Origin of the sequence: Neotamlana nanhaiensis (genome assembly GCF_000943555.1) — a bacterium.
GTDB classification, from domain to species: Bacteria; Bacteroidota; Bacteroidia; order Flavobacteriales; family Flavobacteriaceae; genus Neotamlana; species Neotamlana nanhaiensis.
In genome coordinates, this window is record NZ_JTDV01000013.1 from 144,587 (window position 1) to 159,193 (window position 14,607).

Annotated in this window: 11 protein-coding genes; 5 read left to right on the forward strand and 6 right to left on the reverse strand. The window is 34.5% G+C overall.

Translation table 11 applies throughout. The features are described from left to right. Positions 1-14 precede the first annotated feature (14 nt). Genes PK35_RS13525 through PK35_RS13540 form a run of 4 tightly spaced genes read right to left on the reverse strand, consistent with a single transcriptional unit; the run spans position 15 to position 6,694 of the window. Positions 15-3,524 carry an efflux RND transporter permease subunit gene (locus PK35_RS13525; RefSeq protein WP_044627089.1) on the reverse strand — a complete coding sequence of 1,170 codons (3,510 nt, stop codon included), beginning with the start codon at positions 3,522-3,524 and terminating at the stop codon, positions 15-17. Between the two features lie 27 nt (positions 3,525-3,551). Further along, the gene (locus PK35_RS13530; protein WP_044627090.1) at positions 3,552-4,721 is read right to left on the reverse strand and encodes an efflux RND transporter periplasmic adaptor subunit; all 1,170 of its coding nucleotides are present in this window, start codon (positions 4,719-4,721) and stop codon (positions 3,552-3,554) included. A 21-nt stretch (positions 4,722-4,742) separates the two neighbouring features. Beyond that, entirely contained in the window at positions 4,743-6,083 is a 1,341-nt protein-coding gene (locus PK35_RS13535; protein ID WP_044627091.1) for a TolC family protein, read from the reverse strand. Further along, positions 6,083-6,694, reverse strand: a complete 612-nt coding sequence (locus tag PK35_RS13540) for a TetR/AcrR family transcriptional regulator (RefSeq protein ID WP_044627092.1) — start codon at positions 6,692-6,694, stop codon at positions 6,083-6,085. The genes PK35_RS13535 and PK35_RS13540 overlap by 1 nt, the downstream gene beginning before the upstream one ends. Positions 6,695-6,819: 125 nt before the next feature. On the opposite strand from PK35_RS13540, the gene PK35_RS13545 reads away from it, so the two are divergent. From PK35_RS13545 to PK35_RS13555, 3 genes are read left to right on the forward strand one after another with little or no spacing between them, the layout of a single operon-like run. After that, positions 6,820-7,794 carry a polyprenyl synthetase family protein gene (locus PK35_RS13545; protein WP_044627093.1) on the forward strand — a complete coding sequence of 325 codons (975 nt, stop codon included), beginning with the start codon at positions 6,820-6,822 and terminating at the stop codon, positions 7,792-7,794. Then, the gene (locus PK35_RS13550; protein WP_044627094.1) at positions 7,794-8,141 is read left to right on the forward strand and encodes a hypothetical protein; all 348 of its coding nucleotides are present in this window, start codon (positions 7,794-7,796) and stop codon (positions 8,139-8,141) included. The genes PK35_RS13545 and PK35_RS13550 overlap by 1 nt, the downstream gene beginning before the upstream one ends. Next, positions 8,142-8,717, forward strand: coding sequence for a pentapeptide repeat-containing protein (locus tag PK35_RS13555; protein WP_238320920.1), 576 nt, complete (start codon positions 8,142-8,144; stop codon positions 8,715-8,717). 3 nt (positions 8,718-8,720) lie between these two features. On the opposite strand, the gene PK35_RS13560 is transcribed toward PK35_RS13555, so the two are convergent. Continuing rightward, positions 8,721-9,239 (reverse strand): hypothetical protein, encoded by a 519-nt coding sequence (locus tag PK35_RS13560; RefSeq protein ID WP_044627095.1) that lies wholly within the window; start codon positions 9,237-9,239, stop codon positions 8,721-8,723. Between the two features lie 146 nt (positions 9,240-9,385). On the opposite strand from PK35_RS13560, the gene PK35_RS13565 reads away from it, so the two are divergent. Further along, on the forward strand, positions 9,386-12,127 hold the full coding sequence (locus tag PK35_RS13565; protein ID WP_044627096.1) for a 2-oxoglutarate dehydrogenase E1 component: 2,742 nt from the start codon (positions 9,386-9,388) through the stop codon (positions 12,125-12,127). Positions 12,128-12,168: 41 nt separating this feature from the next. Continuing rightward, complete coding sequence (gene odhB, locus PK35_RS13570; protein ID WP_044627097.1) at positions 12,169-13,377, forward strand: 2-oxoglutarate dehydrogenase complex dihydrolipoyllysine-residue succinyltransferase; 1,209 nt, start codon at positions 12,169-12,171, stop codon at positions 13,375-13,377. A 595-nt stretch (positions 13,378-13,972) separates the two neighbouring features. Here the strand turns inward: odhB and PK35_RS13575 are convergent. Continuing rightward, positions 13,973-14,602: a response regulator transcription factor gene (locus PK35_RS13575; RefSeq protein WP_044627098.1), complete on the reverse strand. Its 630-nt coding sequence runs from the start codon at positions 14,600-14,602 to the stop codon at positions 13,973-13,975. Positions 14,603-14,607 lie beyond the last annotated feature (5 nt).

Below are 14,607 nucleotides of genomic sequence, written 5' to 3' on the forward strand. Positions count from 1 at the left end.
TTAAAGCTTTAAAATTATTCTGTTTTCATTACATGGCTTTTATCGTCGTAGGCTTCTGCAACTCGGTCTTTAAACAACCACATTTTAAATTTAGTTACTAAGAAAAATAATAGCGGTACAATAATTAAAGTTAAAAATGTTGCTATTATTAATCCGTAAATAACAGTCCAAGCTAGAGGTCCCCAGAAAATTACGTTGTCTCCACCCATGTAAATATGTGGGTTGAATTCTGAGAACAATGTAAAGAAATTAATGTTTAAACCAATCGCTAAAGGTACTAAGCCTAAAACCGTGGTAATGGCCGTTAGTAATACAGGACGTAAACGAGCTTTACCTGCACGAACAATACACTCGTATAAATCGTGCGCATTTAAATACTGTTCTTCATCGAGGTTTAACTCTAATTTTTTACGATCAATAAGTAATTGAGCATAATCTAATAGTACCACACCGTTATTTACAACAACACCTGCAAGCGAAATAATACCTACCATTGTCATCATTATAACAAAGGAGCTACCAGTAACTACAATACCACCAAATACTCCAATTAAACTTAAAAATATGGCCAACATAATAATAGTTGGTTTAGATATAGAGTTAAACTGGAAAATTAAAATGAAGAAAATTAAACCTAAACCTGTAAAGAATGCACCCATTAAAAAGGCCATTTGTTTGTTTTGTTCTTCAATTTGCCCTGTGTAATCTATTTTAATGTTGTCTGGCATGTCTTCAAAGCCTTGCATTTCACTTTGAATTTGACTTACAACTGCGCCAGCATCAGTAAACCCTGGGGATAGTGCGGAATATACAGTTACCACACGTTTAGTGTCTTTGTGTTTAATAGCGCTAAATCCAGAAGTGTTTTCGGCATGAGCAATAGCAGATACGGGAATTTCTCGTATTTGTCCGCTTGCCATATCTCTAAATGTAATTTTCTGGTTAAATAAGGCACTTGTGTTATAGCGGTTTTCTTCATTAAAACGCACGTAAATATCATAATCGTCACCATCTTCTTTATAAATTCCAGCTTTCGACCCAAAAATAGAGTTACGTAATTGCTGTCCTACTTGCGATGCGCTTACCCCTAATTCTCCAGCCTTTTTACGGTCTACAACAACGCGCATTACAGGCTTGTCTTTATTTACATCAATTTTAAGTTCGTCTACACCACCAACATTTTTACTGTTAATAAACTCACGCATGCGTTCGGCTATGTTAATTAACTCGTTGTAATCATCACCTTCAATTTCAATGTTTATTGGCGCTCCAGCAGGTGGTCCTGCGGCATCTTTTTCAACAGAAATTAAAACACCTGGAAAAATACCAACCAAAGCCTTTTGTACTTTCTGGCGTAACAATTCGCTGTTTTCGCCTTCGCGATATTTAAACTCGCGCATAGAAGCCGTTATTTTTGCTTTATGTGGCATTTCTGCAGCCGAACCACCATCGGTTTGTGGGTTTCCGGCACCTTCACCAACTTGAGATACGGCACTTTCTACCATAAAATTGTAATCGCCATTTTTGTATTGGCTATCATCTAAAACATCGTAAACAATAGTTTCAATTTCTTTAGTAATGGTATTTGTTTTTTCAATGGCAGTTCCTTCAGGATATTCGATATAAACAATAATTTGATTAGGAATATTATCTGGGAAAAACTCCACTTTTGTACGTTGCGACACTAAAGAACCTCCAAAAGCCATAAAGGCAAGAATGAGTAGAGCGAATGTACCTATGGTAAAAAAGTACGGACGTCGCCCTTTAAAGGCATTTCGTAACTGGCGTTCGTAAAAGTTTTCAAGCTTTACTAAAGTTTTGGTTTGGAAATTATTGGCCCATTTACGTAAAAGTAAACGGTATACCCAAAGCATAATAGCTGTAAATACCATAAGTGTTCCTAAACCACGATAGGCACCACCAACAATAATAACTAATAAACCTATACCAGCCATAATACCAGTTAAGGTAATAATGCTTTTTAGAGGCATATCTTTATCTTCGGTACTCATAAATTTTGATACTAGAACCGAGTTAAAAAAGATAGCTACAAATAAAGATGACCCTAAAACTATAGATAAGGTTTGTGGTAAAATTTTCATGAATTCACCCATAATTCCTGGCCATAGTCCTAATGGAATAAAAGCAGCTACTGTAGTTGCTGTAGAGATAATAATTGGAAATGCAATTTCGCCAATACCCTTTTTTGCAGCTTCAATACGGCTCATGCCTTCTTCTTCCATTAATCGGTAAACGTTTTCAACTACAACAATACCGTTGTCTACCAGCATTCCTAGTCCCATAATTAGTCCAAAAAGTACCATGGTGTTTAGGGTTATGCCAAACATGTTTAATATCATTAACGACATTAGCATTGACATAGGAATTGCAAAACCTACAAAAATGGCATTTTTAAAGCCTAAAAAGAACATTAAAACGGTTACTACCAGAATAACACCAAAAATAATGTTGTTTACAAGGTCGTCTACCTGCCCAATGGTTACCGAAGATTGATCGTTAGTTATGCTAATTTCTAAATCTTGCGGAAAATCTTCCGATTTAGCTTTTTCAACAATAGCACGTACTTGTTCGGCCGCGTCAACCATGTTTTTACCGGCACGTTTTTTAACATCGAGCATAACAACTGGATGTCCGTACTCGCGCGCAAATGTGGTTTTATCTTCTTCGTGAAAGGTAACCGTAGCGACATCTTTTAAATAAATAGGAAAATTGTTTTCAGATTTTACTACGAAATTTTCTAGTTCCGATGGTTTTTCAATTTCACCTAAAACACGAATGGTTCTACGTTGTCCGCTTGCTTTAATATTACCTGCCGACATGGTTACGTTACCGCCGTTTATAGCATTTATAATATCGCTAAAGGTAACTTGAGCTGCCGTCATTTTATAAATATCTACAGCAACTTCAACTTCTTTTTCTTGAGCACCGCGAATGGCTACTTCTTTAATTTCAAGTAAATCTTCAATTTCATCTTGTAAAAATTCGCCGTATTCTTTTAATCTTTCAACCGTATAATCGCCCGAAATATTAATGTTAAGAATTGGCATTTCTTCCGATAGGCTTAACTCGAAAACATCTGGCTCTACTTTGGCACCGTTAAAGGTTGGCCAATCTTCGCTAGCGGTTTCGCTTTCAATTTCGTCTTTTACCTTTTGTTTGGCTTGCTCAACGGTTAAATTTTCATCAAACTCTACAATTACCATCGCGTAATCTTCGGTTGAGGTTGATGTAATTTCAACAACGTTACTTACGGTTTTAAGCTGATCTTCTAGCGGATCGGTAATTAACTTCTCGATATCTTCGGCCGTATTACCAGGAAAAATGGTGCTTACGTATATTTTAGTTTCGTTAACTTCGGGAAAGTTTTCGCGAGGCATATCGAAAAACGCCGAAATCCCTAGGTAAAATATTACCGCAATGAGTACATACATTGTGGTTTTATTGTTGATTGCCCATGAAGACAATACAAACTCTTTATTGACTTTTTTCTGATTATCAGTCATAATTTAATAGGTAATTAATATGATTAATTAATCGTTTATAACCTTAACAGGTTGGTCGTTTTTTACACTTCTGGCACCTTCTTGAATAACTTCGGTTCCTTTTTCTAAGCCAGAAAGTACTTCAATAACATCACCTTGCGTTTTTCCTGTTTTAATAATTACTTTTTTAGCGACACCTTGGTTGTTTTCATCTTTATTTTCTACAACATAAATGTATTGCTCACCTTCGGCATTTTCAGAAATAACACTTTGTGGTATTAAAAATGTATTGTTGTTGGTGTAATCGTTAATTTTAAGTTTTGCTGTAAGGTTTGGTTTTATTGAAGCATCTTTGTTTGGAATACCAACTTCAACCTTAAATGTGCGGTTTGCAGGATTAATAAAGTTACCTGCTTGACGTACTTTAGCATCAATTGTTTTTCCTAAAATAGGGAATTCAACTTCAACCGCTTTACCAACTACAATATCCGATACGTAACGTTCTGGTACATCGGTTTTAATATACATGTTGCTTAAGTTTACAATACGGAATAATTGCGATTGCCCAGGAGCTACTACCGAGCCTTGTTCGGTAATGACATCATCAATTGTTCCAGAAAAAGGTGCTTTTACAATTGTTTTTCCTACTTGTTGCTCTAATTGGTTTACCGCTTCTTGTTGGGCTTGATAATTAGATTTTGCTTGTAAAAATTCAATTTCACTGCCTATTTTTTGATTCCATAAACGCTCTTGACGCTCAAAGGTAGTTTTAGCTAATGCCGTTTGAATTTTAAGTTGTGCTAATTGCTGGCTTAAACCACCATCATCAATTTTTGCTAAAGTTTGCCCTTTGCTTACTTTTTGGCCTTCCTTAACATATACTCTAGATAATACGCCAGAGTATTCTGGAAAAATAACTAAGTTCTCTTTAGTGTCAACACTTCCTTGAAGCTCTACAAAATGTGTAAATACTTCTTCTTTGGCATTAAAAGTTGTAATTAATGGGATTTTTTCTTGCGGATCTAAAGCTTTTATTTTGGCTTGTAATTGCTTTAATTGAGCCGCTATGGCTTGCGCAGAAGCATCAAGCTCGGTTTTCTTTTTTCTTATAAGTGTTAAATCGTTTGTTGCAATAACATCTTCAACCGATTGATTCTTTTTACCACCACAAGATGCTAAAAGAAGGGTAACAATAATTAATGGATATATATGTTTCATTGTATGAATTGGTTTTTAGTTTTAAATGGTGTTTAAAATGGTTTCTAATGCCGCTTTTGTATTTATAACATCTAGCATGGCTTGTAAAAATTCTTGTTGCGCTGTGTATAGCTGAGTTTGCGCTTGTCGGAGTTCGAAACTAGAACCTACACCTTCAAAAAATTTCGATTGGTTTTTTTTCTCAATGCGCTCAGCTAAGTTTAAATTTTGCTTTTTATTGTCGTAATCTTCAATGGCGAATTGATAATCGCTTTTAGCCGATGCAATTTGAAGTTTTAATTTTTGCTCGGTTTCAATTAAATCGTTTTCGGCTTTCGATAGGTTAATTTTAGCGCGTTGTGTAGCAGCACTTCTTCCTAAAGAACTAAAAATAGGGATGTTTAAGCTTACACCAAATAGCGACGAACCAAACCATTTTTTATCGCTGTCAAGAAAATCGAATTCGTTGCTAAATGCCGAATAGCCACCATTTATAAAACCATTTAAGGTTGGTAAAGCTTTGCTTTTTTCTAATTTTAAAAGCAATTCTTTCGAGGTTTTATCGTTGGCGGCAATTTTATAATCTATTGTATTTTCAATATCTACGTTGTTTTCAAGCAGTTCTAAAGATATGTTCTGGCTTGTTAAACTAGGTAAATTATCAGTTAACGTTGTGTTTGCATTTATGTCGATACCCAAAGTAATGTTAAACATTTGATAGGCTAAAGATTTTAGTCGCTCAACGTTTTTTAAATTACTTTTTACGCCAGATAATGTAATTTGCAATTGCTCAACACTTTCTTGCTCTTCTAAACCGTTTTCAAATATTTTAGTTGTATCGTCTAGGTTTTTTTGCAGTGTTTCAAGGTTTTTTTGCAGAATTTTTACACTTTCTTCTGAAAGTAAAACATTTCCATAGGCATCAATTACCGCTTTTCTAACTTCTAAATCGGTTTTTTGTTTTGCATTTTTAGAAATTTGAAGATACACTTTAGCCGATTGTAAACCAACAAGGTACGAGCCATCAAATATTTTTTGCGACAAAGTAGCTATAGCCGATGCGTTTTGTTTTGTGCCAAAAGCTACTTCGGTAAATTCGCCAGGGTTGCCATCAAAAAACTCTGCTGGTATGGCCGATACTTGTTGTTTTAAAAAGTTTTGATAATCTACGGTAGCACTTATTTGAGGTAAACCAGTTGCGGTGGTTTCCCACTTTTGTTTTTCTGCCGCAGCAATATCGTGCTGGGCATTTTTTGCAGTTCTATTGTTTTGTAAAGCATAGTCTATGGCTTCGGTTAAACTAAAACTGTACGAGTTGTTTTCCTGCGCTAATACATGCATTGAGAAAAATAACCCGAAAACAACGATTGAGATCTGTTTCATTAATTGTTATTTTGATTGATTTGTAAATAGTTGTTTAAATAATCTAGCCCTTTCGTGGTGCAAATACCACGTAAATGGTATTCTAAATAATTATTCATAAGCATTTTCATTGAAAAATTTTCGAGTGGGAAAGTCGATTTATCCTTTAGTAGCATCATGCAGTTAAAGTATATTTTCGAAATAAAGTCTATATTAATGTCGTCTCTAAAAAGGCCTTGGTTAATACCGCGCGATAAGTTGCAATGCACGCAATCGTCCATAACACACATTTGTTTTTCTTTTACGTCGTGAAAAATTTTGGGGTAATACTTTTCAAGTTGATATTGCGGTGACGATTTTTCTTCATTAAGATTACGCATTAAAAACTGCTTAATCTCGTAAATCTCGTCAATTGGATTTTTTTCGTGTTTACGTATTTCTTCAATACCAGACGAAATAGTGTGGTATACAAACATCACTGTTTCTTGTACAAGTACTGTTTTATTGGCAAAATGCTGATAAATGGTTTTTTTAGATATGCCCATTTCGTTGGCAATATCATCCATGGTAACGCTTTTAAAACCTAGGTTTATAAACATTTCTGCCGATTTATGTATAATCTTTTCTCTCATAATTAGGGCACAAATCTACAACAGGAAACTTTTAAAACAAAAAAAGTTTCCATCGTTTTACAATTATTTAACATTAATTTTTGATATGCTCATTTTTAAAATAGATTTTCGTTTATTTTTGCCCTATGCAATCAATAGACGACTACCGAGACCATTTTGTTTCATTTTTAGAAAAATTTGTTACACTTAACGAACCTCAAAACCTTTACAATCCTATAAATTACATTTTAAATTTGGGCGGAAAACGCTTGAGGCCTGTACTTACCTTAATGACAGCGGATATTTTTAATGTAGACTATAAACATGCTTTAAATGCGGCTTTAAGTATTGAAGTTTTTCATAATTTTTCGCTGGTTCACGACGATATTATGGATGATGCGCCGTTGCGTCGCGGTCACCAAACCGTACACGAAAAATGGGATGTTAACACAGGAATTTTGTCGGGCGATGCCATGTTAATTATGGCTTATCAGCTTTTTGAAAATTATGAAGCCGATGTATTTCAAGATTTAGCAAAACTATTTAGTAAAACGGCACTCGAAGTTTGCGAAGGCCAGCAATACGATGTCGATTTTGAAACCAGAAACGATGTTACTATTCCAGAATATTTAAAAATGATTGAATATAAAACAGCCGTTTTAGTTGGTGCCGCCATGAAAATGGGTGCTATTGTTGCAAAAGCTTCAGCAAGCGAGCAAAATAATATTTATGAGTTTGGTAGAAATTTAGGCATAGCCTTCCAGCTACAAGATGATTATTTAGATGCTTTTGGCGATCCTAAAACATTTGGGAAACAAGTTGGAGGTGATATTATTGAAAACAAAAAAACATACTTATATCTTAAAGCGCTCGAGTTTTTAAATGATGACGATAAAGCGATACTTGTGGCGTTGTTTTCTTCGCAACCCGAACAAGTTGAAGAAAAAATAGACACGGCAAAACGCTTATTTGAATCTTCGGGTGCAGCTAAAGCTACTAAAGAAGCTATTCAGGTTTACACCCAAAAAGCTTTTGATAATCTGGAAAGTTTAAATATTTCTGACGATAAAAAAGCACTTTTAAAAACCTTTGGTAGTAGTTTAATGAATAGAACGGTATAATGCAACTTCCCGCAACTTTTAATGATTTAATTACGGAGGCTAATCAATTAAATTTATATAAAAATTTAGTGCAACAGCTTAATAAAGATTTTCTTTTGGCTAATATCGATTTAGATTTTCATGATGATATTTTGCCGTCTAGTCTTAAACTCATGTTGCATGAAACGGTGTTTAAACTTATTCAAGAAAAATTTACCGCATATTTAAATTTGCTTTATATAATTGATGTATCTGAAACTGCGGTTAAAGCTTTAAATGGCGATGATGTTTTAAAGCTATCGGAAGACGTTACATTTTTAATTTTAAAACGCGAATGGCAAAAAGTGTGGTTTCGAAATAAATATTAAATGATGACTGATGTTTTTGTAGATGAAAAGGAATTTATAGGTTCAAACTTTAGTAAGGAAACCTTTTTAAAAGGAACCTACGAATATTGTAGCTTTAAAAATTGCGATTTTAACAATGTTAATATGGCTGGATTTCAGTTTACCGATTGCCAGTTTATTGATTGTGATTTTAGTTTAGCTAATGTTTTTGCTACTATTTTTCAAGATGTGGTTTTCAATTCTTGTAAGATGTTGGGGTTACAATTCGATACATGCGATGCGTTTGGTTTAGCGGTAAGTTTTAACGATTGCCAATTAAATCATACTTCATTTAGAAGTTTAAAGCTCAATAAAACCCATTTTACAAATTGCAAATTACAAGAGGTAGATTTTTCTGAAACTCATTTGTCACAATCTTATTTTTCTAATTGCGATTTACAAGGTGCTATTTTCGAAAATACCAACTTAGAAAAAGCGAATTTTAAAACCGCTTTTAATTACACTATAAATCCAGAAAATAATAAAATTAAAGGTGCGCAGTTTTCACTAAAAGATGTTGCGGGTTTACTTACGCAGTATAAAATACAAATAGTTTAACTCTTAAAAATAAACCCTTACAAAAGGCATCCACGCATTAGCGTAAATGCTTCTATTGGTGTTGTAAAGTATGTCGTATCGTACACCAAGCGTTATATTATTATTTCGGTAACCAGCGCCTAAAAATAATGCTGGCGTCCAATAAGTATCTTTCAACAAATTAGGATTATCAAAATTTGTACTTACATGCAACTGCTCAAACTCTGCCGAAAGTTGTAGTTGGGGTATAACATTAGCAAGTCCAATTAAACTGCCTCCTAAAATAGTGGATTTATAGGTGTTTTTCTGGCTGTTATAAGTCGCATTTAAGCCAAGGCCAAAAGCAAAAATAGCATCAACTTCATAAATAGCACTCGGAGCTAAAGTGCCACTAAAAAATCCGTTACCAAAATTTAAACCAATGCCACCACCAATTCTAACTTTATTCCAAAAATTAGTATTACTAATTTGAGCGTTTAAAATAGAATTTCCGCATAAAAAAAGAAGCATCATAATAATATTTTGCAATTTTTTGGTTTTCATTCTATTAAAAATTTAACAGTTTTATAATATCAATAAATAATATTAAAATATAAGTTATAAATATAGTTAAACAAAGCCCTAATTTTACTAAATGTTGTATTTTTGAAAAATATTTTTACTAAACCTACAAGGTATTAAATAAAACAATGGATAAATATTCCTTTTTAAATGCAGCTCATACAGCATTTTTTGCTGAGTTATATGAACAATATTTACATAATCCCGATGCCGTAGAACCTAGTTGGAGAGCCTTTTTTCAAGGTTACGATTTTGGAAGTGAAAACTATGGTTTAAATGGCGAAATCGTTGAGGGTGTTAGCACACAAATCCCAGAACAATTACAAAAAGAATTTCAGGTTGTAAAACTTATAGATGGTTATCGCATGCGCGGGCATTTGTTTACAAGAACAAACCCAGTGCGTGATCGACGTACTTATAAACCAACATTAGAATTACAAAATTTCGGTCTTAACGAAAACGATTTAGATACCGTTTTTAACGCTGGTGAAATTTTAGGTATAGGAGCGCAACCGCTACGCGAAATATTAAAACATTTAAATAGTATTTATTGCGATTCTATTGGTGTAGAATACATGTATTTGCGTAACCCAGAAGTTATTGGGTGGTGGCAAGAGCAGTTGAATAGAAACGATAATCAACCAAGTTTCTCGCCCGATACTAAAAAATATATTCTTTCAAAATTAAATCAGGCCGTAACCTTCGAGAACTTTTTGCAAACCAAGTATGTCGGTCAAAAGCGCTTTTCGTTAGAGGGTGGCGAGTCGTTAATTCCCGCCATTAGCAACGTGTTGTTTTATGCATCGTTAAAGTACGATGTTAAAGAATGTGTTTTAGGAATGGCGCACCGTGGGCGTTTAAGTACATTAGTTAATATTTTTAGAAAGCCTTTACGCGAATTATTTAACGAGTTTGATGGTAAAGATTTTGAAGATGAAAATATTGATGGAGACGTAAAATACCATTTAGGTTTAACACTCGATAAAACCTACCAAAACGGTAAAACCATTAAAATGAATTTGGTGCCAAACCCGTCACACCTAGAAACGGTAGCACCAGTAGCAGAGGGGATTACCCGTGCTAAAATTGATGAAGATTATGGTGGCGACGACTCAAAAATTATTCCAATAGTTGTGCATGGTGATGCTGCAATTGCAGGTCAAGGCATTGTTTACGAAGTCGCTCAAATGAGTCGCTTAAACGGTTACAAAACTGGAGGAACCATTCATATTGTAGTAAATAACCAAGTTGGTTTTACAACTAACTATCTCGATGCGCGCTCAAGTACTTATTGTACCGATGTGGCTAAAGTTACCTTATCGCCAGTGTTACACGTAAATTCTGATGATGCTGAAGCTGTGGTACATGCCGTAGAAATGGCTTTAGAGTACAGAATGCGTTATAAAAAAGATGTTTATATCGATTTATTAGGATACAGAAAATATGGGCATAACGAAGGTGATGAACCACGCTTTACCCAACCAAAGCTTTATAAATACATCTCGAAGCATCCTAATCCGTTTAAAATTTATTCCGATAAGTTAATAGCTGAAGGTACTATCGATAAAACATATGTTGACGGTATAGTAGCGGAGTTTAGAGAAACACTTGAAAGCGAATACGAAAAATCGAAAGAAGCCGATTCGTCGAAAGTGCGTGAATTTATGCAAGAACGTTGGGATAAGTTTACACGACGCGGGGTTGATGCTATGTTAAGCCCAGTTGAAACAAATTATCCAAAAGATAAATTAGAACATATATCAAAAGTTGTTTCTACGGTTCCAGAAGGTGTTAAGTTTTTACGTAAAGCCGAACGTATTCTTGAAGGTAGAAAGAAAATGGTTTTTGAAACCGATACGTTGGATTGGGGAATGGCCGAAACCTTAGCTTATGGTAGTTTACTAGAAGAAGGGTTTAACGTGCGTATCTCTGGTCAAGATGTTGAGCGTGGTACGTTTAGTCACCGTCATGCGATTCTTCGTGATGAAAAATCGGAAGAGCGTATTAACCTGCTAAATACCAATCCAGAGAATAAAGGAAATATGGATATTTTCAATTCCTTTTTATCTGAATATGGGGTGTTAGGTTTCGATTATGGTTATGCTATGGCAAACCCAAACACATTAACCATTTGGGAAGCCCAGTTTGGTGATTTTAGTAATGGTGCTCAAATTATATTCGACCAATATTTGTCGGCTGCCGAAGATAAATGGAAAGTACAAAATGGTATTGTGGTATTGTTGCCGCATGGTTACGAGGGGCAAGGTTCCGAGCATTCTTCTGCAAGAATGGAGCGTTACTTACAGTTGTGTGCCAATGATAATATGATTGTAGCCGATTGTACTACACCAGCAAACTTTTTCCACTTATTACGTCGCCAAATGAAACGCGATTTCCGTAAACCGCTTGTAGTTTTAACTCCAAAAAGTTTACTGCGTCATCCAAAGGCTGTGTCATCAATTAACGAGTTAGCTTCAGGGCAATTCCAAGAGATAATTGACGATACTATTGAGGCTTCAAAAGTTAAAAAATTAGTGTTCTGTACGGGTAAATTCTATTACGATTTATTAGCGGAACGCGAGGAGTTAAATAGAGACGATGTTGCGTTAGTGCGTATTGAGCAGTTATTCCCGCTTCATTTAGATAAAATTCAAGAGATAATTAATAAATATCCAAATGTATCAAAATATGTTTGGGCACAAGAAGAACCTAAAAATATGGGTGCTTGGAGTTTTATGGCAGAGCGTTTAAATTTAGTGAAATTAGAAGTTTGCTCCCGTGCTTACAGCTCGGTACCTGCACCTGGTTCTAGCACAAGAGATAAAAACAGACAAAGACGTGTAATTGATGCCGTTTTTGCAAACGAATAAACAACAAATAAAAACATAGAATACTATAAAATTTATAACCAATGATTTTAGAAATGAAAGTCCCTTCTCCAGGGGAATCTATTACTGAGGTAGAAATAGCAACATGGCTAGTTGAAGATGGCGATTATGTTGAAAAGGATCAGGCCATTGCAGAGGTGGATAGCGATAAAGCAACGTTAGAATTACCTGCAGAGGTTAGCGGAACCATTACATTAAAAGCTGAAGAAGGTGATGCGGTTGCTGTTGGGGCTGTAGTTTGTTTAATTGATACGGATGCAGAAAAACCTGAAGGAGGCGATGCACCTGCTGCTAAAAAGGTAGAAGAAACTCCAAAAACGGAAGCTGCTAAACCAACAACAGATGAAAAAACGTATGCTACAGGAAGTGCTAGTCCTGCCGCAAAGAAAATATTAGCTGAAAAAGGTATTGAAGCTTCATCTATTTCTGGAACAGGAAAAGATGGTAGAGTTACAAAAGAAGATGCTGTAAAAGCAGTGCCATCAATGGGAACACCAACAGGTGGTTCTAGAGGTGAATCGCGTAGTAAAATGTCGATGTTACGTCGTAAAGTGGCAGAGCGTTTAGTAGAAGCTAAAAATACAACTGCAATGTTAACTACGTTTAACGAGGTTAACATGACACCTATTTTTGAGTTGCGTAATGAGTATAAAGAAACCTTTAAAGCAAAGCATGGTGTTGGTTTAGGGTTTATGTCATTCTTTACGTTAGCTGTAGTACGTGCTTTAAAAATGTATCCTGCAGTTAACTCTATGATTGATGGTAAGGAAATGATTTCTTACGATTTCTGCGATATTAGTATTGCGGTTTCTGGACCAAAAGGATTAATGGTTCCAGTAATTAGAAACGCCGAAAATTTAACTTTTAGAGGTGTAGAGTCTGAAGTAAAACGTTTAGCTTTACGTGCTCGCGATGGTCAAATTACGGTTGATGAAATGACAGGTGGTACTTTTACTATTACTAATGGTGGTGTTTTTGGTAGTATGTTATCTACACCAATTATTAACCCGCCTCAAAGTGGTATTTTAGGAATGCACAATATTATACAACGCCCAATAGCTGTTGATGGTAATGTTGAAATTCATCCAATGATGTACGTAGCATTATCTTACGATCATAGAATTATTGATGGTAAAGAAAGTGTAGGTTTTTTAGTAGCTGTTAAAGAAGCTTTAGAGAGTCCTGTTGAACTTTTAATGAACAATGATGTTAAAAAGGCTTTAGAGTTGTAAGTTACTTTAATGATTTAATATAAAAAAAGGTGTTGTTTTAAAACAACACCTTTTTTTTGTAGTGAAAAACTAACTAATAAAAGAACATCATAATGTTAAAAGCAATAGTCATGATTATTATTATGGCTAAGCCAATAAATAAACATTTGTTGATTGTTTTGTTTTCTTCTCCCATAAAGCTTTGTTTTATAAACCCTGCGTTAAACGAATTAACGCAGAGTTTCAAAAAATCTCTCAACTAGATATTGTGATTAATAGCACTGTAAAGTTAGGTAGTAATGAGATGATATAAAATAAGCAGTTCTACGTATTTTTAATCGATTTTTTATGAGTACATAAAAAAAGGCTTCAGATTAATAAAAACCTAAAGCCTCCTATAATTCTCCCTAAGAACTAATTAATAGCACTGTAAAGATATATTATGTTGCCGAATTAAAAAATACGTACTTCTGCGTATTTTTTTATAATTGGTATAAAAAAAAGGCCTAAACTTTTCAATTTAGAACCTTTTTTATAATTCTCCCTAAGAACTAATTAATAGCACTGTAAAGATATGTTTTATTACCGAATAATAAAATACGTACATATACGTATTTTATAAAAAATGTTTATTTAATGTTGCCCAAATCGATAATGATGTGGGTTTGTTATCTAAACCAAGTTTTGCCACAATATTACTACGGTGTTTATCTACCGTTCTAACCGATATAGATAGCTCGTTTGCAATATCTTGGCTAGTGTGTTTGTTGGCAATTAGCTTCACGATTTTTAATTCAGATTTTGTGAGATTATCAATTTCTTTAGGCCTTTCGTTATGTGAGTTTTGTAAATACGATGCTATTTCATCGCTAAAATATGGGGTGTCGTTTATTACGCTTTTAATACAAGCTTCAATTTCTTCAATGGCAAATTCTTTTAAAATATAGCCATAAACATTAAAGGCTTTGGCTTGGTCGTAAAGTTCTTCTTCTTTATCGAAGGTAATCAGGATAATCTTGGTGTCTAGGTTGTTTTTTTTGCAGGCTTCGGCTACTTCTAATCCTGTCATATGTGGCATTCTAATATCTAGAATGGCTATTTCGGGTTTTTGTTTTACTATTAAATTATAGGCACTTTTACCGTCGGTAGCACTCCCAATTATATTAAAACCTTTTGAGTTTAAAAAATCGGTAAGACCACGTAGCATTAAAGGATGATCGTCTGCAATTACTATGGAATTGGTCATTAATT